Annotated in this window: 21 protein-coding genes and 2 pseudogenes; 6 read left to right on the top strand and 17 right to left on the bottom strand. The window is 61.0% G+C overall.

What is annotated here, in order from left to right; all coding sequences use genetic code 11:
• The 11 genes and pseudogenes from ED21_RS12185 to ED21_RS12135 form a co-directional block, all read right to left on the bottom strand.
• Positions 1-277 (bottom strand): annotated as a pseudogene (locus tag ED21_RS12185) (S26 family signal peptidase); the annotation flags it as partial.
• The gene (locus ED21_RS12180; RefSeq protein WP_233995752.1) at positions 274-660 is read right to left on the bottom strand and encodes a type-F conjugative transfer system protein TrbI; all 387 of its coding nucleotides are present in this window, start codon (positions 658-660) and stop codon (positions 274-276) included. The gene ED21_RS12180 and the pseudogene ED21_RS12185, both read right to left, overlap by 4 nt.
• Positions 653-1,033, bottom strand: a complete 381-nt coding sequence (locus ED21_RS12175) for a hypothetical protein (RefSeq protein ID WP_006834215.1) — start codon at positions 1,031-1,033, stop codon at positions 653-655. Before ED21_RS12175 ends, ED21_RS12180 begins: the two co-directional genes overlap by 8 nt.
• The gene (gene traC / locus ED21_RS12170) at positions 1,030-3,573 is read right to left on the bottom strand and encodes a type IV secretion system protein TraC (RefSeq protein WP_034922560.1); all 2,544 of its coding nucleotides are present in this window, start codon (positions 3,571-3,573) and stop codon (positions 1,030-1,032) included. Before traC ends, ED21_RS12175 begins: the two co-directional genes overlap by 4 nt.
• Complete coding sequence (locus ED21_RS12165) at positions 3,570-4,142, bottom strand: hypothetical protein (RefSeq protein ID WP_006834213.1); 573 nt, start codon at positions 4,140-4,142, stop codon at positions 3,570-3,572. Before ED21_RS12165 ends, traC begins: the two co-directional genes overlap by 4 nt.
• On the bottom strand, positions 4,139-5,011 hold the full coding sequence (locus tag ED21_RS12160; RefSeq protein ID WP_006834212.1) for a DsbC family protein: 873 nt from the start codon (positions 5,009-5,011) through the stop codon (positions 4,139-4,141). Before ED21_RS12160 ends, ED21_RS12165 begins: the two co-directional genes overlap by 4 nt.
• Positions 5,008-6,324, bottom strand: coding sequence for a TraB/VirB10 family protein (locus ED21_RS12155; RefSeq protein ID WP_006834211.1), 1,317 nt, complete (start codon positions 6,322-6,324; stop codon positions 5,008-5,010). Before ED21_RS12155 ends, ED21_RS12160 begins: the two co-directional genes overlap by 4 nt.
• On the bottom strand, positions 6,324-7,139 hold the full coding sequence (locus tag ED21_RS12150) for a type-F conjugative transfer system secretin TraK (RefSeq protein ID WP_006834210.1): 816 nt from the start codon (positions 7,137-7,139) through the stop codon (positions 6,324-6,326). The genes ED21_RS12155 and ED21_RS12150 overlap by 1 nt, the downstream gene beginning before the upstream one ends.
• A complete protein-coding gene (locus ED21_RS12145) occupies positions 7,136-7,705 on the bottom strand; it encodes a type IV conjugative transfer system protein TraE (protein ID WP_006834209.1) in 570 nt (189 codons plus the stop codon). The genes ED21_RS12150 and ED21_RS12145 overlap by 4 nt, the downstream gene beginning before the upstream one ends.
• 12 nt (positions 7,706-7,717) lie before the next feature.
• Entirely contained in the window at positions 7,718-8,005 is a 288-nt protein-coding gene (gene traL / locus ED21_RS12140) for a type IV conjugative transfer system protein TraL (protein ID WP_006834208.1), read from the bottom strand.
• A gap of 31 nt (positions 8,006-8,036) precedes the next feature.
• On the bottom strand, positions 8,037-8,369 hold the full coding sequence (locus ED21_RS12135) for a hypothetical protein (RefSeq protein WP_006834207.1): 333 nt from the start codon (positions 8,367-8,369) through the stop codon (positions 8,037-8,039).
• A gap of 364 nt (positions 8,370-8,733) precedes the next feature.
• Between ED21_RS12135 and ED21_RS12130 the strand changes: the two genes are divergently transcribed.
• The 3 genes from ED21_RS12130 to ED21_RS15690 all read left to right on the top strand — a co-directional run bounded on the left by ED21_RS12130 (position 8,734) and on the right by ED21_RS15690 (position 10,032).
• Complete coding sequence (locus tag ED21_RS12130; RefSeq protein WP_006834206.1) at positions 8,734-9,225, top strand: hypothetical protein; 492 nt, start codon at positions 8,734-8,736, stop codon at positions 9,223-9,225.
• Entirely contained in the window at positions 9,218-9,433 is a 216-nt protein-coding gene (locus ED21_RS12125) for an AlpA family transcriptional regulator (RefSeq protein ID WP_006834205.1), read from the top strand. The genes ED21_RS12130 and ED21_RS12125 overlap by 8 nt, the downstream gene beginning before the upstream one ends.
• A gap of 209 nt (positions 9,434-9,642) precedes the next feature.
• Positions 9,643-10,032, top strand: coding sequence for a hypothetical protein (locus ED21_RS15690; RefSeq protein WP_196793211.1), 390 nt, complete (start codon positions 9,643-9,645; stop codon positions 10,030-10,032).
• Between the two features lie 591 nt (positions 10,033-10,623).
• On the opposite strand, the gene ED21_RS12115 is transcribed toward ED21_RS15690, so the two are convergent.
• Complete coding sequence (locus tag ED21_RS12115; protein WP_006834202.1) at positions 10,624-10,854, bottom strand: hypothetical protein; 231 nt, start codon at positions 10,852-10,854, stop codon at positions 10,624-10,626.
• An 85-nt stretch (positions 10,855-10,939) separates the two neighbouring features.
• Here ED21_RS12115 and ED21_RS12105 point away from each other — a divergent pair.
• A protein-coding gene (locus ED21_RS12105) for an IS3 family transposase (RefSeq protein WP_369765956.1) occupies positions 10,940-12,132 on the top strand; the annotation gives its coding sequence in 2 pieces (ribosomal slippage) (positions 10,940-11,189 and positions 11,189-12,132; 1,194 coding nt in all).
• 138 nt (positions 12,133-12,270) lie between these two features.
• On the opposite strand, the gene ED21_RS12100 is transcribed toward ED21_RS12105, so the two are convergent.
• The 3 genes from ED21_RS12100 to ED21_RS15835 all read right to left on the bottom strand — a co-directional run bounded on the left by ED21_RS12100 (position 12,271) and on the right by ED21_RS15835 (position 14,936).
• Positions 12,271-13,857, bottom strand: a complete 1,587-nt coding sequence (locus tag ED21_RS12100) for an AarF/ABC1/UbiB kinase family protein (RefSeq protein ID WP_006834199.1) — start codon at positions 13,855-13,857, stop codon at positions 12,271-12,273.
• A complete protein-coding gene (locus ED21_RS12095) occupies positions 13,854-14,420 on the bottom strand; it encodes a MarR family winged helix-turn-helix transcriptional regulator (RefSeq protein ID WP_006834198.1) in 567 nt (188 codons plus the stop codon). The genes ED21_RS12100 and ED21_RS12095 overlap by 4 nt, the downstream gene beginning before the upstream one ends.
• Positions 14,421-14,750: 330 nt before the next feature.
• Entirely contained in the window at positions 14,751-14,936 is a 186-nt protein-coding gene (locus tag ED21_RS15835; RefSeq protein ID WP_228135198.1) for a MarR family transcriptional regulator, read from the bottom strand.
• A gap of 263 nt (positions 14,937-15,199) precedes the next feature.
• On the opposite strand from ED21_RS15835, the gene ED21_RS12090 reads away from it, so the two are divergent.
• Together ED21_RS12090 and ED21_RS12085 are read left to right on the top strand one after the other, a co-directional pair.
• Positions 15,200-16,087 carry an alpha/beta fold hydrolase gene (locus tag ED21_RS12090; RefSeq protein WP_006834196.1) on the top strand — a complete coding sequence of 296 codons (888 nt, stop codon included), beginning with the start codon at positions 15,200-15,202 and terminating at the stop codon, positions 16,085-16,087.
• Complete coding sequence (locus tag ED21_RS12085; protein ID WP_006834195.1) at positions 16,084-16,497, top strand: hotdog fold thioesterase; 414 nt, start codon at positions 16,084-16,086, stop codon at positions 16,495-16,497. Before ED21_RS12090 ends, ED21_RS12085 begins: the two co-directional genes overlap by 4 nt.
• Before the next feature lie 156 nt (positions 16,498-16,653).
• On the opposite strand, the pseudogene ED21_RS15210 reads toward ED21_RS12085, so the two are convergent.
• Together ED21_RS15210 and ED21_RS12080 are read right to left on the bottom strand one after the other, a co-directional pair.
• Positions 16,654-16,833 (bottom strand): annotated as a pseudogene (locus ED21_RS15210) (IS3 family transposase); the annotation flags it as partial.
• Positions 16,834-17,144: 311 nt separating this feature from the next.
• Entirely contained in the window at positions 17,145-19,877 is a 2,733-nt protein-coding gene (locus tag ED21_RS12080; protein ID WP_034922553.1) for a TonB-dependent receptor, read from the bottom strand.
• Positions 19,878-19,939: the final 62 nt, after the last annotated feature.

Raw genomic sequence — 19,939 nt, 5'->3', positions numbered from 1 at the left:
GCACCCGTTTGCCGAAGAGCTGCGCGCCTTTTCCGAAATGCACTTCGACGAGCCTGCTTGCCGGCGGCTCGAAGAAGATCAGGCTGCCGCGCTCGATCCGCGCGTGCTTGTCGAGCCAGAAGGCCCAGTTGGGCAGGCTCGGGCTGGTATTGATGAGGAAGGCATGGTCTTTTGCGAAGGCGTCAACCGCGCCCCATCCGAGCGGCAACAACACCAGCGCGGTCAGGACGAACGGCCGTTTGATCGTGCGGACAAGGCGAGTGGCAAAGTGCGTCACTGACCGCCTCCCTGCTCAAGCTGGCGGGCGATCCGTGCGCGCAGTTCGTCGGTGGCATCGGGGGCATCGCCCGCGAGCACCGCTTCGCCGACCAGCACCACGCGGCCATCGGTCCCCATTTCTGCAACGGCGCGCTCGGACGCCTGGAGGAAAGCGAGCACGCGCGCCTGGCTGGCTTCGGGATCCTGCTGCCCGCGCGCTTCGGCATCGACGAAACCTGCGATGGTCTCGGCAAGCCGGACGGTGACGATCTGCTGGCGCGGCTCGGACAGTTCGCGGCTGACCCAGGCTGCCCAGAGTAGTGCGACCACGAGCGCGAGCACGCTGAGAATTCTCAGCAACAGCGGGCGATTGAAGGATGGTAGTCTGCGCGTGTCAGTCACGGTTCGCCTCCCGGGCCGGATGGTTGTCGAGGTCGGCCGCGAGCCGCTTCAGGAAGCGCGGCATGCGAAACAGCGTCACCGCGCCCGTCAGCACGAGAAAGCAGCCCTTGAGGTCCTGGCTGAACAGGCTGCGGCGCAGGCCGTCGGCTTCGAGGTAGCGATCCGACAGATTGGCGAGCTGGGTGAAGAGGCCGCCAAGGTCCCAGCCCGCAACGAACAGGAACAGCGCGAGCGGCATTCCCAGCACGATCAGCAGCGAGGTCGCGGCAAAGCGCGCGGTCTCGATGAGGACGAAGCAGCTCCCTTGCAGGAATGGCATCAGGCTGCGGATGTTGGCCGGAGGGGTCCGGTCGACGAGGTGCGAGACCATCATTGTCCGCCTCCCGCCACGATGCGGATGGCATCGGCGAGGCTGTGCCCACGCCGCTCGCAGTCCTGGATCGCCGCATAGGTGTCGGGATCGGAGGAGTAGATCGTCGCCGAGAAGGGATCGAGCACGAGCCGGCCGACCGCCTCGGTCTCGGGACCCTTGATGAAGACCTCGCTGTACTCGGTCCCCGAACGCTTGAGGCTGCGGATCAGCGTCTCGGTGCGGTCGTCCATGTCGAGCCGCGCATTCGCCCTGAAATCGGCGATCGTCTCGGCCTTCTGCTGGAGCACCAGCATCCAGTCGCTGTTTTCCAGGGCAGCGCGCGCGCCATCGGACTTGTAGTAGTCGTTCAAGGACTGGGTCGCGGTCGCGAGCGCGCCGCCATATTTGCGCGCGGTGCGGGCATAGGTCTCGACGAACTCGCCCATCGACCCGCCCTTGAGCATGGCCCAGGCCTCGTCGATCAGCAGCAACTTCTTGGTCGCCCGAGATGAGCGCGTCATCGCCTGGCTGGTCATGAACATGATCGCCGAAAGGACGACGCTGCGCAGTTCCTCGCGGGACGCGAGGTCGCTCATCTCGAAGACGGTGAAATCATCGTCGAGCGCGAAGCTCGCCTTACCTGCAAAGAACCCGCCGTAGCTGCCGCCGCGACAGAAGGGCGCGATCGCGGTGGCAAGATCGCGGCCCGCCTCGCTTTCCGAACCGTGGAGAGCGTGCGCGACATCGTCGACCGATGCGCCGCTTCCCAGGGCCTCCCAGGTCGCAGTCACCGCCCGGTCAATCAGTCCGCGTTCGGTATCGCTCGGCGCGGTGCCGGGTCGCGCCATCTGGCCGACGATCGCCTTGATCATGGCAAAGCAGTCGAGGCGGTAGTCCTCGTCGTCGTGCGCGCGGGCATCGTCGACCATCGAGAAGGGGTTCAGGGAAAAGCCCGAGGCGAGCGTGAACTCGACGAAGCGCCCACCCTGCAGTTTGACCGAATGCTCGAAGCTGCGCCCGTCGTCGATCACCACGACCTTGGCGCCCGCGCCGCGCAAGGCGGCGCAGAGCTCCTGCAGCAGCACCGACTTGCCCGAACCCGACTTGCCGCAGATCGCGATATTGTGATTGCCGGCAGAGTTTTCGAACGGCGACCACCAGAAGGGCTGGCCGCGCCGACCGACGAGCAGAAGGTGCGGGATCACGCCGCCGAGATATTCCCCCTGCATCGGCGCGATATGTGCCGCTGTCGTCGAGAGCATGGTCTTGAGACGCTTCAGCCGCGCCATGTCGTCGGCGAGGCCATCGGCAAGGCTCAGGGGAAATGCGGCGACGAGGCCCTGCAGCTGGAGGAAGCGCTCGTCTGCCAAATCCCAGCCCGCTGCCTTGTAGATCGCCTTGATGATGCGTTCGTGCGCGTCGCCCTGGCCGAGCGGCGAGATGCTGGTGAGCCCGTAGAACAGCTTCACGAGCTTCTTGCCGGCCTGGAGTTCTGCCTGAACGTGGCGCCATTCTGCCGACTGTTCGGCGAGTTTGGGGAGAAAGCGCGCGCTCTTGGTCTGGCTGAGGCTGGTCGTGCGCATGAACTTGAAGCCCGCGCGCGCCGATGCGGCTTCCTGGTCGGGGTAGACGAGGCACAGCATGGTCGCCGTCGGACAGGGGAAGCGCAGCTTGTCGGTGAACATGTCGCCGATGAGCCGCGCGCATTCCCAGGGTGCCCAGCGCTCAGGGGTAGAGCGCACGGCATAGTGCCGCACGTCGAAATGGTCGGGATAGCATTCGCCGACTTCGGGATTGCCCTCTTCGTCGCGGCCGGTCTCGCGAAAGCGCTCGGTCCTGAGCATCAGGCGATCGTCTTGGACCTCGAGCTCGATGTCGCGGCGGATGGCCTGGACATCGAGCGTATCATGCGGGTTCCACGCATGGATAGCGGTCTCGTGCGCGGTGGTCGGCGAGGTGAGCTCGTCGATCAGCGCCAGCAATCCGCCCGGGCGCAGCTCTTGCGCGTGGAGTCCGAGCGAATGGAGCATGCCCATCAACCCTTCGCGGCATTCGGAGAGTTCTGCGTCGGTCACACTGCCGGGCACCGGTACGCCAAGCGAGACGATCAGCCGGACGTTGCGGGCGTGGAACGGCGCATGCGCCGAGCCCGAATTCCAGACGAGATCGTAAAGGCGCTTGGTGCGCGCTCTGGCGATTGCCTCGTAGATCCCGCCCTGCTCGTAGCGCGGAGCGAACCAGGGGCCGACCACGCCGCCGATACGCGGAGATGCGAAGTTCAGGACCTGGAGGCAGGCCCCCTGTGGCAGGCCTTCGGAGAAGAACTGGCCGAGGATCTCGCCGGTCCGTTCGTCGGCCCCGATCAGCGGGGTGACTTCAAGGACGAAGCCCTTCGAACGGGCGTTGCGGTAGAGCTTCGCCCCCTCGTCATAAACCCGGTAGGGCAGCCAGTCCGAGAGCATGTCGAGCCCGAAATGTGCTTGCGGATTTTCAGGCCGAGCCGTGTCGGCAAACAGGCCCCGCGAGAGTGCGTCGCGTGCGGCAGCAAGGGATAGCGTCACTGGCTCTCTCCTTCGGTCATGTCAGGGTGGGGGACCGGCTCGCGGGGAGGGGAAAACGAGCCAGGTCCCCCGGGTTCCGGCGCGTCAGCGCCGGGCATCGCCGGAACGGGCTGCGAGGGGATGAACAGCTGTTCCGGCAATGTGTCTGTGGGTTGGAATTCAGGTGCGGCTTTGCCCTCGCGCGTCGCGGCAATGGTCGATGCCAGCGAGCGCAGCACTTCGCGGCGGCCCTGCGGCGCGCGCCAGCCTGTCCCTGCCTGTTCGGGCAACGTCAGGTGAACGACGCGCGCCTCATGGTCGCGGCCCGCAGCGTCACGGTAGGGCGTCAGCACGACCTGCAGGCGGCGAACCGCTTCGCCGTTCGGGGTCACCGTCCGATGCGCCTCAGACGTGTCGGCCTTTTCGATGCCGGTCGCCCCGGCATCGATCGCGGAAGTCGGCGCGCAGGTCCCTTCGGGAGCGCGGCAGGCAAAGCTGCCTTTGACGTTGCCGCCAAGGCTGGCGCAGCCACTGGCCAAAAGGAGCGGCGCAGCGAGCACCACGGCGCGAAGGATCGGGAGCCGGCTCATTGCGCCTCTCCCTTGCCCTCGGCGACGAAGCGGCGGATCGCCGCGGCATCGCGGTAACCATGAAGCACCGCCCCATCGCGGGCGCGCACGATGACCGGAGTTCCGGCAAACCCGTTGGCCTTTGCGAAGGCTTCGTTGGCATCGAGTGCCTTGGCGTCCTTGCAGGTCTTGCCGGTCGCCGGAGCCTGGCCGGCGTAGGCCGCATGGAGGGCCTTTGCCGGATCCTTGGCACACAGCACGGCCTCGGAAATCTTGCGGCTTGCCGCGCCGAAGATCGAGATCGGTCGCTCTTCGACATGAACCTTGGCCTTGGCGAGTTCGGCGGTCAGGCGCTGGCAGTAGCCGCACTGGAAGTCCGAGAAGACAACCAGCCTTTCGCCCTTGGGGTTGCCCCAGTGGATCGCGCCGGCAGCCGGAAGCGACGAGAGGTCGACATGGTTGGCGGCCGCCTGGACAGGCGTTTCGTCGCGTCCCGCCGGCGCATCGCTCGCTACGCGTGCCGCACCGGCCGCAAGCAGGTCGGGATTGAGTTCGAGCAAGCGGGCGGCGGTCACGTCGCGCCGCTCTTCCATGTCGTAGAGACGGCCCACGAAAAGGTAGCGGGCGGTCTCGTCGATGTAGAACAGCGTGTCGCCCGAGACGACTTCGCACCAGGGGCCCAGCGTGTCGCAGCTGATCGCATCGATCGGGGTCTTGGGCAGCCGCAGTTTCAGTGCCTGCGCGACATCACTCGCCATGCCCGCAGCGCTCGCAGGCATCGCAGTGACGGCAGAGACGCCGAGCGTCAGCACGGCGGCGGCGCTCGAGAGGGCAAGGGCAAGGTGGGCGGCGCGGGCCTTCAGGCCCGGCGGCGAGTCATTGTAGTTCATTTGGAGGGGCTCCTGACGTGGACGCCGTCGAGAAAGACGATCTCGACCTCGATGCCGGTCGGCATCTCGACGACGGGTTGGTATTGTTCGGCACGTTCGATGAGGTATCGGCTGACGGTGTCGGCAGCCTCGCCGGCACCCTGGCCGAAGCCACCGGCGAGAATGTCGGTTGGCGACAGCGCTTCGCGCTGACCGTTGGCGCCGACCTGGCCGGTGAAGATGCCGTTGGCGTTGGCTGAGAATCCGCGACCGAAGCCGCCGACAATCCCGGCCAGCAGCGCCTGGCTGACAAGGCTGCCTTCGCGGCTGACCACGCGGCCGCGCACGCCTGACTTTCCGGCAAAGGAGATGAACCCCTTGACCTCGCTCACCGCGAAGCGCCCACCGGGTTGCGCGCAGGTCATGCGCACCAGCTTGACGTAGACCTTCTCCGCCGAGAGATCGCCGCGCGCCGCGCCATTGACGAGGCAGCCGGTGATATCGGTGGTGAGCAGTTTGTTGCCGCGCATCACCGAGCGGGCCGGACCGGTGATCCGGAGCACCACGGGAAGCGGATCGCTCTGGCTGGCAACGCCGGTCGAGGCATCGACACCCACGATGACCGTTGCCGGTGCGTAGCTGTTGGGCGGAAGGTAATCGCGGCTCGCTTCGAGCAACAAGGCTGGCGCAGTCTCTGCCGCACGCGGCTTGCCGTCCTTGCCCGTCTCCGCGCTGAAGCTCATCAGGCTGAGCTGTCCGCCTTGCGTTTCCGGCGCTCCTTGCGGTGGCTGGACAGCTCCGCCGGTGCCGACGCCGGGTCCATAGGCAGGTGGCGGTGGCAGTGGCGGCGCGGCGGCAGGTGCCTTCGCAGCTTCGCTCAGCTGTGATCGCAGATTGGCATTCTCGGCCGAGATCGCGTCGATCGCCGCCTGGCCGTCGGAGCGCATCTGCGCGTTCTCGCTGCGCAGGGCTTCGAGCTCCTGTTCGATCTCGGGGCGCGGCAGCTGGGCCTGCTGGAGATCCTTGATCGCGCGGCCCTGTGCATCGAGCCGGTTACCGTAGCTCGCGACGAACTCGCGCTGCGAGAGGTTACGATTGACGAGGCCGCCGGTGTCGATTGTCGCCGCACCATTGGCATCGGTGCCAGCCTCGTCGCCGTCGCCGCCGAAAATGAACATGCCGCCGCCGATGAGCGCGATGGCCCCGATCCCGGCGAGCAGCATCTTCTGGCGCTGTGCGATCTGCGAATTGAGGTTGCGCCGTCCGCTTTCTCGCGCTTCCGGCGAGCCCGGCAGAGGCCTCTTTCCGGCGTCCTTCTGTGGTGCCTCGGCCATCAGTCGAGTCCTCCCTTGGCAAAGACTAGGAAGGCACTGGTCGCTTCACCGGGAGCGAGTGCATCGCGGCCATAGGCAAAAGCGAGCGCGCCTGCGGCACCTTCGCGCTCGGAGCCAAGCGCAAGGCTTTCCTGGCCGAGGTTGCGCACGAGGAAGCGCTGTCCGGTAAGTTCATCGCCCTGGTATTCGGCGACCAGCTGGACCTCGATCCCGCCGGTACGGCGCGGAGCCGACAGTTCGGCGCGGGCAGTGAATCCGGGCAGGACGGCATCGCTCGCCATCGCCTCGATCAGGCGGATCGCGGCGTCCTCGGGACCGGTCTCGGTCTCCCATTCGGTGGCCGCGGCTTTAGCGAGCGCGGGATTGGTGATGAAGAGCTGGGTCGCTTCCTCGCCGCCGAGACGGCAGGCGAACTTGTAGACGTAGCCCGCCTTGCTGGTCGCAAAGAAGCTGACCCGGGCAGCGGCAAATTGCGGGGGCACGGAGATATAGATGTCTCCGCGCACTGGCTCGTGCGTCACCTGGAAATCATTGTAGGGAAAACCGCTCGCGATCTTCGAGACATTGGCAAAGCCGTCATCGATAAGCGCGATCCGGGTGAGTTCGCCGCGAGCGAGCTCGCAGTCGATGGTCGCGTTGTCGGCCGCTTCGACGAATTGGTCGGCATACGCCGGGACCGGCGCGAGCGCGAAGGCAAGCACGGCGAGGCCGGTCAGCTTGAGCCCGGGATCGGGGCGCCTTGTCGCGCCGATCGCGAAACAGGCAAGGCCGGTTCCGGCAAGCGCAGCAGCGAGGGGAGATGGGAGAAGGCTCATTGGCCGGGTTCCTCCTTGTCGGTGGGAAGTTGCTCAAAGCCGGCGAGCGCAAGGCTGAGGCCACGCTTCGACCAGCGGAAACGGAAGGAGCGGCGCTGGCTCGCGATCACCTGCGTGCCGACAAAGGTCTTGAGCGTGCCGGTGACGGTCGAGGTCAGGGCCTTGGGGTCGACGTGCATTTCCGCGATCACGAAGGCCTGGCTGATGTCCGAGCCGCGCTGTTCCTCGACGATTTGGACGAGCTCGGCCTTGAGGCGGCCGTGCGCGGCGGGATCGGCGAGCTTCAGGATGTTCGTCATCCAGTAATCGAGGCTTTCGGGCGCCCGGTTGAGGAGCATCAGTGCCGTGTCGCGGGTGACAAGTTCGAGATAGGGCGCGTCGATCCCGCCGCTCGAGACGGTGATCCGCTCTGAGGTGATCGGCACCAACACAACCTGCTCGTCGCGGGTGACCGCGGCGCCGAGGCTGACCAGCGTGGTCAGGCCCAGGACACCTGCCAGCACGGCAAAGCGGTTGCGTTGCCGCAGGTAGGTCTGCGCCTGTTCGTGCGCGAATTCTGCTCGCATGGTTCGCCTCCCTCAGCCCGCCAACAGGCGGCAGTGGGAGGGCGGCGTGGCCTTCAACCCGAGAAAGCTCCCGGGTAGGTACCAGTACGCAGCATGCACCAGTGCCGAACCGGCGCCGCGTGCCTTTGCCTTCCGCAAGGCAAGCCAGGCCCCGGCGGCCAGGCCGATACCGATGAAGATATGCTGCGAGAGAATGCCCCAGGCGAAGGGAATAAGGATCCCTGCAAACTCGTCGATGGTCCAGAAGCCGATGAGCTCCGGGTCGTCGAGCCGCCGTGGAACGAGGTACCTGTCGGCCATGCCGCCCTCCTGTCGTGACCGGATCCGCTGATCAGATGACCGCGGTCACGACCGAGGTGACGATCGGAACGCCGGTGCCGACACCGATGCCGACGCCGACCGGCACCGCGACCTGGCCGAGCGAGAAACGCCCGGAGGCGAGACCGATCAGGCCGCCCGCAAGGCTGAGCACAGTGATGATCTTGCCGCCCGAACCTTCGAGGAAGTCGGTGAACTTGGTCAACGCGGGATCGAAGGTGGTATCGGCCCCGGCAAAGGCGGCACCGGCGCAGGCCAGCGCCACGCAGGCGGGAAGAATGTAGTCGCGGCCGCGAGCCCCGTTGGGCGAGCGCTGCTGGACCGGAAGGGCAGTCTTGGTGGTCATGGATGGAAACTCCGAGGATTGAACATCAGCCAGCGATGCGTTCGCTGTATGTTCTTTCCTCTCCCCGGAGCCGGGCTGTAGGAAATCGGGAATTGGATTTTGGGGCTTTCGACCAAGCAAAAAGCGACATCGGGAGGTGCGATGCACGGGATTCGCGCAGGCTGATCGCGCAACAGCGCTGACTGTGCCGGCATCTGAGCGAAGAGAGCCGCGATATGCGCGCAGGCGACCGAAATTCGCGCGAATCGTCGGAGGAAGCTGATCGTTCCTTCCTCTATGTTCTCTAAATGTTCTTTTTGTTTTCCTACAGGCTTCCTTCGCGGTTAGCCGGAGAGTCGATCACTCTGGAGATAAGGATTCGTCGATGACCAACATGGCGCTCTTTGCCGAACAACAGGTTCGCGCCGACCTCGCCCGGCTGCTTTTGGCCGCCGTCGAAGCCAGCGGCCGTGCCCGCTGCGACATCGCTCGCGACGCGCAGATCCATAAGGATGCCCTGCGCCGTGTTCTTGCGGGCGAACGCTCGGCCAGCCTCGGCGAAGCCTTGCGCATTCTTGCCGCGAGCGGCGTCGCGCCGCACGCACACCTGCTCCTGTTCCTCGTCAGCGGCGGCGATCACGCGATTGCGTGGCTGCAATCGGACCTCGCGCAATTCTTCGAGGACTTTTCCGGCGAACTGCCTTCAGCGCTCGAGCGTGTCTTGGGCAACCAGGTTCACGATGTGAAGCCGCGCTGGGCCAAGGGGACCGCGCACCGCGTCGCCCGCTTGCTCTCCGACCACATCGACGAGCTCGAACGCAAGGATGCGCTGCTTGGCGATGTCTTTGCCGGTGCCGAGGGAGGCCATCGTGGGTGAAGAGATAGACAAAGGAGCGACCGAAACCCGGCGGGTGACGCGGCTCATTCGCCTGCCCGAAGTTCAGCATCGCGTCGGGCTTGGCCGTTCGACAATCTATCGCTGGATGGCCGAGGGCAAGTTTCCGAAGCCCGTGCAGCTGGGTGGATATGCGGTCGCATGGGCAGAAGACGAAGTGGAGGCCTGGATTTCGGACCGCCTGAAGTGACCGCTTATTGGTCTGGAGCTGACTGGTTGGAGGCGGACGTGCCATCGACAGGGGCAGTCAAAGGCATCCTTTGCGCGGTCGCCGGATCGAAGCAGTCGGCCCGATACCCTCGAGTATTGGGAGCGCTCGTCGCTGCAAGAACCGAGCTGATTTCGGAAGCCACCGGCGCCTATTAAGGAACATACAATATTGAGTAGGTCGAGCCGATCATGACAAAGTGCATCGAACAAGATTTCCCGTGTCAAAATCAAGAGTACGATGCGTTCGATCAAATAGCGCTCTTAGAACTAAGCCAGCCAATTTCTGCCCATGAGTTGGTGAACGAGAGCGCATTTTGTGCGGAACTGCCGGTCGACGACGAACTTCGTATTGGGAACATAACGTACAAGCTCTATCTTAAATTCCTCCGTGGTCAGACAGGCCTCTATCACCTGTGGGTAGACTATGACGCCTGCGACGACCATGGCAATTACACGATGTTATGCGTGTATGTCGGGAAAGGGTTTGCTGAGCTTCGCGTTGATAGCCACGTCAAAAAAATGGCCGAAGAATGCCCAGCTATACGTGACATTCACCAGCATGGAGAATCGTCTCTCTAAGTACTACGAGCAATTGTTTCTCGATGTGTACGATTTCGAATTAAACAACATTGAGAATTCTGGCGCAGAACATCTGTTTGCGGTTTGGGATGAGGAACGCCATCACTTGGAAACGCACTTGAATGAGGTTTCCAATCTGAGCAAAATTCAAAGTTTCGACGACTGGTAAGAAGTCGTAATCCGACCGGCCTCAGGTCGAACGAACTCCAGTCTACAGCCCACGCCGTTACCGGTCTGGACGTCTGGTGTTTTGGCGCAGAGCGGCGGCTATATTACACCCCAAAAGCGACCGCCGAGCACGAATATGGCCGCATGATTCTTCAAGAGATCGCACACCTGCGTGGAGCAATGAGAGCTTCCGGATCAGATCGGCTTAATGCCTTCGAATTGGACATCGGCAGCGTGTCCCCGCCAGATGGGCCTTTCAACGTTTTCCGCCAACGCAAAGCCAAAAGATGCGAAATTCCCCAAGTGACTGAGAGCTTCGCATTGCTTAGCGATGGCCTCTACGTTGCTCGGGATCTGAGCCACCTTTTCTGGATATCGCGCTGCTCGTACGATTACCCACTCGGGTCCATTGTCTCCGACAAATCAGATGTTCGGATCGACGTTGGGATTTGAGTGAGTGGACATGATCTCGAAACCCTTCCTTTGGAGCCATTGCTTGACAACTTGAACTGCAAAATCAAGTAGTTCCCAGTCGGTAACCTCAATGAGTTCATCTGAGGCCAGGGAAAACGGATCGACCGATTGCGCGTTTCTAAGGTCGATCAAGCCCCAACCGCCCAACTGCGGTTTCCAGCCTGTCAGCGTCCTTCCCATCGGCCAGAGGTGACCTTCCCCCCGAAAAGTGGTCCGTTTTGAGAGTTAGGATTTCGGCTATTTACGGCTTGAAAGGGGCTGATGAATGGCACGGAAGAGATACACGCCGGAACAGATTATCGGGATACTGCGTGAGGCCGAAGTTCGGCTCTCGCACGGAGAGAAGATCGGGGAGATCAGCCGATCGCTGGGGATTTCGGAGCAGAGTTACTATCGCTGGCGACGCGAGTACGGTGGGCTGAAGGTCAGCCAGGCTCGGCGATTGAAGGATCTCAAGAAGGAGAACCAGCGGCTCAGGAAGGCGGTGTCTGATCTTACGCTCGATGCGCTGATCCTGAAGGAGGTTGTCGAGGGAAAGTACTGAGCCCTTCACGGCGTCGGCTGGCCATCGACCATGTGCAGGAGGCATTGGATATCTGCCAGCGCCGTGCCTGCCGGGTCGTTGCCCAGCACCGCTCGACCCAGCGCAAGCTGCCCGCACCACCAGCCGACGAGAAGCCGCTGACAGCTGCAATCATCCGGCTGGCCCAGCAATATGGTCGCTACGGCTATCGCCGGATCACGGCGCTGCTGCGCAATGAAAGTTGGTTGGTGAACGCCAAGCGGGTCGAGCGGATCTGGCGCCGTGAAGGGCTCAAGGTTCCGCAGAGACAGCCAAAGCGCGGGCGTCTGTGGTTCAACGATGGATCATGCGTGAGGCTGCGTCCGCAATATAGTGGCCATGTGTGGAGCTACGACTTCGTCATGGATCGCACCCATGACGGCAAGGCCTTCCGCATGCTTACCGTGATCGACGAGTACAGCCGCCAGTGCCTGGCGATCCATGTCCAGCGCAAGCTCAAGAGCGATGATGTCCTGGCCGTGCTGACCGAGCTGTTCCAACGCCATGGTCCGCCTGATCACATCCGTAGCGATAATGGCGCTGAGTTCACTTCTCATGCCGTGCGCGACTGGCTCTGGCGGATTGGTGTGAAGACTCTCTACATCGAACCCGGATCACCATGGGAGAATGGCTACAACGAATCCTTCAACGGCAAGCTCAGGGATGAGCTTCTCAACGGGGAGATCTTCTACACTCTGAAGGAGGCAATCATCCTGATCGAGCGCTGGCGTATCCACTACAACACCGTCCGGCCACACTCTTCGCTGGGCTACCAGCCGCCGGCCCCACAAACGATCTTGCCTCGTCCTGCCATGCTGCCTTACGCTGCGCTCCAGGCCGCCCAGCAGGGCGACCCCAACCGCCGGAACTCTAACTTAACCGGTGGACCACCCTGATGGGGCAGGTCAGCAGCATGGTGGCGGCAGGCACCGCTTCGGCAGGTTTCTGTTCGGTCATTTCCACTCTTCTCCCTTGATGTAGCCAATATCGGTGCCGGGCGGCCGTGGTCTAAGCGTTCATTGTGTGTGGTCTTATCAGTTCCATCTAGGAATGAGTGCTATTCCCGCGAAAGCCAGAACAATTCCTGCCAGTAACAACGATTGGTCGGCCAGCAATGCGGCAGAGATGATCAACGCTGCCACCACCGGACCCTTGACGGGGGTGCTGCGGTCCTCTTCCCGCGTCAGATGGTTCAGACTGGCTGGGTCGATGGATACCTGAATCGTACCTGATCGAGCGACCGAGGCAACGTTATCGATTAGCTCGGGCAGCGATGCCGAGAAATCAAGCAGGCCACTGCGGACCTTGGCCAAATGATCCCGCGCGGCTCCGATCGAAAATCGCTCGGCAAACAATTGCATCACGATCGGCTTCGTTTCTTCGGCGATATTGTAGTCCGGCGCCAAAGAGCGAACGAAGCCCTCTGCGGTCAGCAGGGTGCGCAGCAAAATAGCGAGGTCGGGCGGCAATACGAGGCGATAATCGCGCAACAATCCGAAAACCCGATCGAAAATTGCCGCGAATTCTATCCCGGCAAGAGCTGTGCCGCTAAATTCCGCGATCAGCTCATCCAGGTCCATCACCAATTGCGCGCGATCCACGAGTGGATTGCCTGCCCAGTCGAGCAGCAGATCGGCCACCTTGTCTATCTGTCCGTTCGCGATAGCGAAAATCAGTCGGACGATTTCCTGACGCCGCGCGCCGCTGAGAAAGCCGACCGAGCCGAAATCGATGAAGCCTACCTGGTTCCCTTCCATCCAGAAGACGTTGCCGGGATGCGGGTCGCCATGAAACTCTCCATTGAGAAGGATCATCCGTAGCACTGCATCGGCATAGCGCTTCGCGAACTGGGCATTCCCTGCCGGATCAGTTGCCGGGTGCCGCGACGCGGGCTTTCCGCCCAGGGCTTCCTGCACATTGATCGTCAAGCCTGTGAGTTCCCAGTGGATCGCGGGCGTCTTCACCCCAAGCATCTCCAGATAACCGCCAATCCTTTCACAGGCACGTGCTTCTGCCGCCAGGTCCATCTCCCGCGCTAAATTCTTGGCGAATGTCTGAAGGAATTCCACGGGTCGATAGCGAGCAATGTCGCTTGACCGACGCTCGGCGAGGCCCGCGAGCCGTGTCAACAGCCTCATGTCCGCCTCGATCCTGGACGCCATGCCGGGTCGGCGGATTTTCACGATAGTCTCGCTTCCGTCCAGCAGGGTTGCGACATAAGTCTGCGCGATAGAGGCTGAGGCGATCGGGTTTCTCTCGAAAGCGGCGAATTCACGTTCCCAGTCGCTGCCCCAAGCCGATACAATCACCGGTTCGATCTTATCGAACGGCAGCGGTTCCACCTGGTCGTGGAGAGTGCCGAACGCGGAAATCCAGGGTTGTGTAAACAGATCGCTTCTGGTCGCCAGGAGCTGGCCAAGCTTTATTCCGACAGGGCCGACATCGCGCAACAGCGCCACCACCGATGCAGGACGCAAGTCCTCGGTATCTGGCTCATTCTCCGAAACCGGCATAAAGCCAAGCAAGCTTCCGAGATTTTTCAGACCGTGCCGGGCGAAAATCTGACCGAGTTCTGCTAGCCGCGTCAGTTCACCGACACTGTTTTCCAGATCATGCTTCATCGGCTTTCTTCGCAAGTGTCAGCCTGCTTCTGATTCTCCGCAACTTTTCGAAGCATCGTACGCAGGAGGTCGATTTGAGGCGCAGACATTCCCTTCCAGAGAATTTCGTGGAGTCGATCAGCCGCTTCGCGCAGTTCCGGCCAGATGGTTCTTACTTGCTCGGTGAGGTGGAGGTTCCAAACCCTTCGATCGTGCGCCGCCCGCTCTCGCTCGATCAAACCTTTTTCAACCAAAACTGCGACAGCCTGTCCTATCGTCGCCGATTCAAGCTCGAGCAGGCGAGAAATCTCGGTCTGTGTTAGCGTAGGTTCTCGCAACAAGGACGCGATGATCCGCCATTGTGTTTGATTGAGGTCGAGCCCCACGATCAGAGCGTCGAAGGTCCGCCGAGCGGTCCTGTTCACCTCTTCTAGCAAATAAAGGATGTCATCCTTTTCGTTGGGGGCGTAATCACGTATCTCATCTTTCGGCATATGCTTATCCATAGCGCTATCTTGGAAGGCTCGCGCATGCCTGGCGTGTTCAAGCTCAGCGTCAACCATATTCGCTAGCAGTGCCGCCATGCAAACACTCGCTGATTTCACGCTACAGCAGAAACTGAATCCGATGGTCGCTCAAGCTGATAAGGAACCGAACGGCGCTGGGTGAGTGCGGGGGCTCCGGCCACCTCGCCTGCCACGACTGCCGGGATGTTATGATCGCATGCGCTCGGCGTCCCTCATCTGAGCATCAGACCCCCTGAAGGGCAAACGCGGGCGTGAACGCGGGGCATGGGCTCGATTTCGAGTGATTATGGCTCGCTGCCCAGATTGTCATGCATCCTAGCCAGCGATCCGCGTAAGCGCTCCAGTTCCCCAAAACGGATCCCCCCGAGCAAGCGAGCATACATTGCATCAGCTTCTACTCGCATCTTGGGAAGTAGCTCGATTGCGGCAGGGCGTAAATGAACCCGCCAAACGCGCCTGTCGTTCTTCGCGCCTGCGTCTTTCCACCAGCTCAAGTTCTTCCAGGCGATCAATAGTCTGGCCGATGCTAGCGCGCTCTAGCTTCAGTTCCCGAGCCAGCTCTGTCTGGGTCATGCCTGGACTCCGAAAGATAAGCCAATATACTCCATTGCGTCCGCGTGAGCCCGAATTGTTCAACCGAAGAATCGGCGGTCCTGCGCAAACGCCGGGTCACTTCCTCCATAAGAAAGAACAGCCGATCGGTATCGGTGAGGGAACTTGCCCCCCTTTGTATCCGCGTCATAGCCCGTCATGGCAGCCATCTAGGGCAACCTACCATAGCGGATCAGGAAATAAAGCCGTTTACTGTAAATCGATTTACAATATGAGGTTGCGGTATGCAGTCGCAAACTTTCCATATCGGGGGAAATGGTGGCATCTCCATAGCAGCCGAAGCGACCGGAAATGCCGATGCTTTACCGGTCTTGCTCGCGCATGGGGGCGGCCAGACCCGTCACGCATGGAAACGTGTCACAGCCGATCTCGCCAATGCGGGATTTCGTCCGATCGCAATTGATATGCGCGGTCATGGCGACAGCGAATGGTCTGCCGAGGGCGCTTACGAAACGCGCGACTTCGCTTCAGATCTCGTTGCGATCGCTTCAAAAATGGACCGCAAGCCAGCGCTCGTCGGGGCCTCCCTTGGCGGGTTGGCCGGACTGATCGCCGAAGGACACCTTGCGCCGGGCCGCTTCGCGTCGCTCACTCTCGTCGACATCGCGCCGCGTATGGAGACGGGGGGCGTTATGCGCGTAGTCGGCTTTATGGAGGAGCACGTGGAGACCGGTTTCTCTTCACCGGACGAAGCGGCAGAGGTCATCGCGCGCTACATGCCACATCGCCGCAAGCGCGGAGCCGGCAAGGGCTTACGGCGCTATCTGCGAGAGAAGGAAGACGGCCGCTACTACTGGCATTGGGATCCGGCCTTTATCCGCAACATCACACTAGCCAAGCGAAGCGATCCGGCTCATCAGGAACGCCAGTTTGATGCGCTGAACGATGCAGCCAGCAGGCTTTCGCTGCCATTGCATATTATTCGCGGCGGATCGAGCGATCTGGTTTCCGAAGACGCGGTCGCGCAATTGCTCGAACTTGTTCCACACGCTGAATACACCGACATCGCAGAGGCAACACATATGGTGGTTGGCGATGCCAACGATGCCTTTTCGGCAGCGATACTCGATTTTCTCAAGCGTAATCACAGTCCGCAGGGAGCCGTTACATGACCGATAATCTGACAAGGATCGATCCTAAGCGCCTCGAAGAGATCCTGCAGATTGCCCCGTTTCACCGGTGGCTTGGCCTCACTTTACGGTCATGCTCGAACGAGCAGCTTGAACTGGAGATGCCTTGGCGCGACGAGATCGTGTCAAACCCGGCAATCGGTTCAGCGCATGGCGGCGTGCTCGCCTCTCTGATCGATTTAACCGGGCTCTACACCTTATTGTCGCAAGGTACAGGGGCCAAGGCGACCGCCGATCTGAGGGTCGACTACCACCGCCCGGCAACCTCGGGACCACTCGTAGCATCGGGCAAAATAATCAAGATCGGTAAAAATATCTCGGTCGCTGAAACACGTGTATACGGTCCTACTGGCAACCTTTTGGCTAGCGGCCGCGGTGCCTACGTATGCTAACAGCGTTATCCTAATGGAACTAACTGCAGGGCGAAAATTAGCAGGTCTGTTCCTCGAAGACCTGCAAAATAGTCCCACGACTTTCAGAGCGAATTGCGTCGCGATAGCCGCCTTCCAATGAGTGACGTGACCCCCTGATCTTCCCCCCAGCCGGGATTAGAGCCGAGCTGCGTTGATGCGTATGAGCGCGGTTGAAGCAATGGGCTGCGCAGCGGAGCCCGTAGGGCGTGGCGAAGCAGGCCATTGCTTATCTAGTTCGGCGGCGAACGCCGCCGGTGTCGCGTAGCCAAGGGATGAGGGCGGTCTCTCTCGGTTGTAGTCTTCCACCTGACCTGCCCCATCAGGGTGGTCCACCGGTTAAGTTAGAGTTCCGGCGGTTGGGGTCGCCCTGCTGGGCGGCCTGGAGCGCAGCGTAAGGCAGCATGGCAGGACGAGGCAAGATTGTTTGTGGGGCCGGCGGCTGGTAGCCCAGCGAAGAGGGATTCATGCAGCGAACACCGCTGCCGGCCTCTCCCTATCACATCATCGACGATATTGAGCACACGGAACTTTTGTTCGGACGCCACCTAGTCGTGAGCAAATAAAAGTTCGAAAAAGAGGGCTCGACACAGCGAAGCGCCGAACCCTCTTGCAATTAGCGAGTAAGTTTAAAACTTGCCGCGCACGGTGATGCCGTAAGTCCGCGGTTCCGCAAGAAAAGCGGAGAACGTTTGTTGCGGAGCCACGAAAGGCGTGTTGAAGGCCACCTGCGTATACCCAACGTCAAACAAATTATTGACCCATCCCTCGATCGCGAAGCGATCCGCAATATTGGTCAGACCCACACGCCCGTTCACTACGACGAAGCTGTCCTGTTCCTTGCCGAAGAGCAGGTCGGAGCCGGTGTTGTAATCACCAGCCATACGAGCGTTCACGAAGACCAGGCCTTCGAGCCCACTGTCGCCGATTGGCGGCGTCCACGTAAGCGACGATGTTGCCACGATCTCTGGTGCATTCGACAGGTTGTCGCCTGGCAGCAAGCGTAGTGCGGGGTCGAGCGGTGCCCCGGTATCGTCCCCGATAAGATTGTCTTCAAAGCTCGTATCAGAATAGGTGACGCCAAGGGTAATATCCAAATCACGAGCGGGCCGTAGATAGGTTTCGATCTCGACACCTTGAGCGATCACACCTGGTGCAACTTCATCGGAAGAGCATGCACCGGTTGTCGCGCTTGCGTCTCTGTCGGCCCCGCCGAGATCGCTATCGCAACTATTGACCGTCTGCACAATGTAGAACGCCCCATTGAACGTGTTCAACTGGAAGTTACTGAACTCTTGCCGGAAGCCTGCAATGCTAACCCCGAACTCGCGTGTCGAGTATTTGAGGCCGATCTCATATGCATCGACTGTTTCTTCATCGAACTGCAGCGCGGCTGCCGAGATATTGGCCGGATCGAACGCAAGCGGATTTGACAGTGCAGACCTGTCGAGGTTGAAACCGCCCGCCTTGTAGCCGCGTGAATACGAACCGTAGACTAGCAGATCGGGAGTTGGCTTCCAGCTCAGGATAGCCGTGCCGGTAAACTCCTCTTCTTCGCGCGAGTCTTCGAGAGAAACTCCATCGAGCTCCGATGTCGAATTGCCTTGGCAGGAAAGGCTGATGATACCACCGGCCAGAGGTGCCAAAGTCGGAACACCCAGAAAGCCTCCGAGCAGATTGCGGTTTGTCGGACAAACCGTGTTGTCGTTGCGGAAAGTTGCGTCGAAGTCCTTGGTTTCGTTTGTATAACGAAGCCCCAGCGTCAAATCGAGCGTATCCGTGATCGCAAAGATATTATGCGTGAAGAACGCGAAGTTCTCACTCGTCTGATTGTAGACCTCGCTGACCGTTCCCAAATCGCTGATGCTTGCAAGGTTGTTGATACCTGCGAGGATCGCCGGGGTTGCAGCGCCGAATGCCGGGCTTCCGGTCAGCGTACCGTCCAATGCCGCCACGTTGGCACCCAGGCAATTGGAAGCCCCCGGATTGACCAAAGCCGGGTTGATCGCGATAGCGATGCGGCACGCTACGAAATTGCCGTACTGGGTGCCGAACCGCAGATTGTCACGCACCTGCAGTTCTTCATTGGCGTAATACGCGCCGATCAACCAATCGAGTTTGCCATCGAAGGCCTCACCGGTAAGGCGCAGTTCCTGAGTGAATGTTTCAAAGTCTCGAGCAAGAGCATTCTCGGTCGGAGCGCGGTAGAGAATATCGACAGTAGTGTAATCGGTGTCAGATCCCTGGCTGTTGGCATATTCACGGTAGCCCGTGATAGACGTCAACGTGACGTTCCCGAAATCCCAATTGATCTCAGCCGAAATACCGTAGTCTTCGGTTTCGCCTTCATAGCTTCTGCCCGGCGTAGGGTACAGGTCGCGGTTGAATGTATCCTGGGTGAGGGCACGCGGATCCTGCCCAAGCGCAAGCAACACGGGAACGATCGGATTTGCGGTACTCGTCAGGGCGGCCCCATCCGATGGCCTCGTAAAGGGATCAAATCCAGCGCTGATCCGTGCAAGCGGAGCAAACTCGGGCTGGACGAACGTCGCGGCACAGCACGCTTCGTCCTTTTTGGAATAATCCCCGACAAGGCGAATGGACAGGTCGTCATTGGGTTCGAACAGGAGCTGACCGCGGACCAGATAACGATCGCGATTGTTGATCGTCCCGCCGTTGGTAATATCGTTGTAGAAGCCGTCGCGCTCAAAATACACGCCGTCCACACGCGCAGCTACGGTGTCGCCAAGCGGAGCGTTTATGCCACCTTCGACGCGGATCGCATCATAGTTGCCATAAGTGAAGGCCCCGTATGCGCTGAAATCGAACTCGGGCGGTGCGGTGTAGATATTGATCAGGCCTGCCGATGAGTTCCGCCCGCCCAGAGTACCTTGGGGACCGCGAAGGATTTCGACCCTGTCGATAGGGCCGAGCTCACTCAGGGCGCTTCCCGAACGAGAGCGATAGACTCCATCGACAAAAACCGCGACCGAACTTTCCAGACCAGGGTTGTCGCCGACCGTGCCGATACCGCGAATACGCGCGGAACCGTTAGCTTCGTTGCCGGTGGAAGACACCAGCAGGGACGGTGCAACCTGGTTCAGCTCACGTATGTCGCTGGCGCCCGAATTCTGGAGGGTTTCTCCGGAAACAGCTGACACGGCGACTGGAACATCCGCCAAGACCTGCGATCGCCCTTGCGCGGTAACAATGATTACGTTTTGGTCTTCGACATCGGCCCCTTCAACCAGATCCGCATCGGGTTCGCCAACATCCTGGGCGAAGGCGGCTGTCGGTGTGAAGGCAAGTGCCGCTGCCAATGCACCAAGGGCGCAATGGTGGCGTGATGGAAATCTTTTCATGTGCCTCTCCTCTAAGAATGTGCCCCATCCTAGGCACTAGTCGATGTTAGAAACGATGCCGA

The sequence above is a fragment of the Erythrobacter sp. SD-21 genome, from assembly GCF_000181515.1.
GTDB lineage: Bacteria > Pseudomonadota > Alphaproteobacteria > Sphingomonadales > Sphingomonadaceae > Qipengyuania.
This window is presented reverse-complemented; position numbering and strand designations above follow the sequence as displayed.

Excerpts from the sequence above, each read along its gene's own strand:
- ED21_RS12175 (WP_006834215.1), bottom strand. The coding sequence starts at position 1,033 with ATGATGGTCTCGCACCTCGTCGACCGGACCCCTCCGGCCAACATCCGC.
- ED21_RS12165 (WP_006834213.1), bottom strand. The coding sequence starts at position 4,142 with ATGAGCCGGCTCCCGATCCTTCGCGCCGTGGTGCTCGCTGCGCCGCTC.
- ED21_RS12160 (WP_006834212.1), bottom strand. The coding sequence starts at position 5,011 with ATGAACTACAATGACTCGCCGCCGGGCCTGAAGGCCCGCGCCGCCCAC.
- ED21_RS12155 (WP_006834211.1), bottom strand. The coding sequence starts at position 6,324 with ATGGCCGAGGCACCACAGAAGGACGCCGGAAAGAGGCCTCTGCCGGGC.
- ED21_RS12150 (WP_006834210.1), bottom strand. The coding sequence starts at position 7,139 with ATGAGCCTTCTCCCATCTCCCCTCGCTGCTGCGCTTGCCGGAACCGGC.
- ED21_RS12145 (WP_006834209.1), bottom strand. The coding sequence starts at position 7,705 with ATGCGAGCAGAATTCGCGCACGAACAGGCGCAGACCTACCTGCGGCAA.
- traL (WP_006834208.1), bottom strand. The coding sequence starts at position 8,005 with ATGGCCGACAGGTACCTCGTTCCACGGCGGCTCGACGACCCGGAGCTC.
- ED21_RS12135 (WP_006834207.1), bottom strand. The coding sequence starts at position 8,369 with ATGACCACCAAGACTGCCCTTCCGGTCCAGCAGCGCTCGCCCAACGGG.
- ED21_RS12130 (WP_006834206.1), top strand. The coding sequence starts at position 8,734 with ATGACCAACATGGCGCTCTTTGCCGAACAACAGGTTCGCGCCGACCTC.
- ED21_RS15690 (WP_196793211.1), top strand. The coding sequence starts at position 9,643 with ATGACAAAGTGCATCGAACAAGATTTCCCGTGTCAAAATCAAGAGTAC.
- ED21_RS12115 (WP_006834202.1), bottom strand. The coding sequence starts at position 10,854 with ATGGGAAGGACGCTGACAGGCTGGAAACCGCAGTTGGGCGGTTGGGGC.
- ED21_RS12100 (WP_006834199.1), bottom strand. The coding sequence starts at position 13,857 with ATGAAGCATGATCTGGAAAACAGTGTCGGTGAACTGACGCGGCTAGCA.
- ED21_RS12095 (WP_006834198.1), bottom strand. The coding sequence starts at position 14,420 with ATGGCGGCACTGCTAGCGAATATGGTTGACGCTGAGCTTGAACACGCC.
- ED21_RS15835 (WP_228135198.1), bottom strand. The coding sequence starts at position 14,936 with ATGACCCAGACAGAGCTGGCTCGGGAACTGAAGCTAGAGCGCGCTAGC.
- ED21_RS12090 (WP_006834196.1), top strand. The coding sequence starts at position 15,200 with ATGCAGTCGCAAACTTTCCATATCGGGGGAAATGGTGGCATCTCCATA.
- ED21_RS12085 (WP_006834195.1), top strand. The coding sequence starts at position 16,084 with ATGACCGATAATCTGACAAGGATCGATCCTAAGCGCCTCGAAGAGATC.
- ED21_RS12080 (WP_034922553.1), bottom strand. The coding sequence starts at position 19,877 with ATGAAAAGATTTCCATCACGCCACCATTGCGCCCTTGGTGCATTGGCA.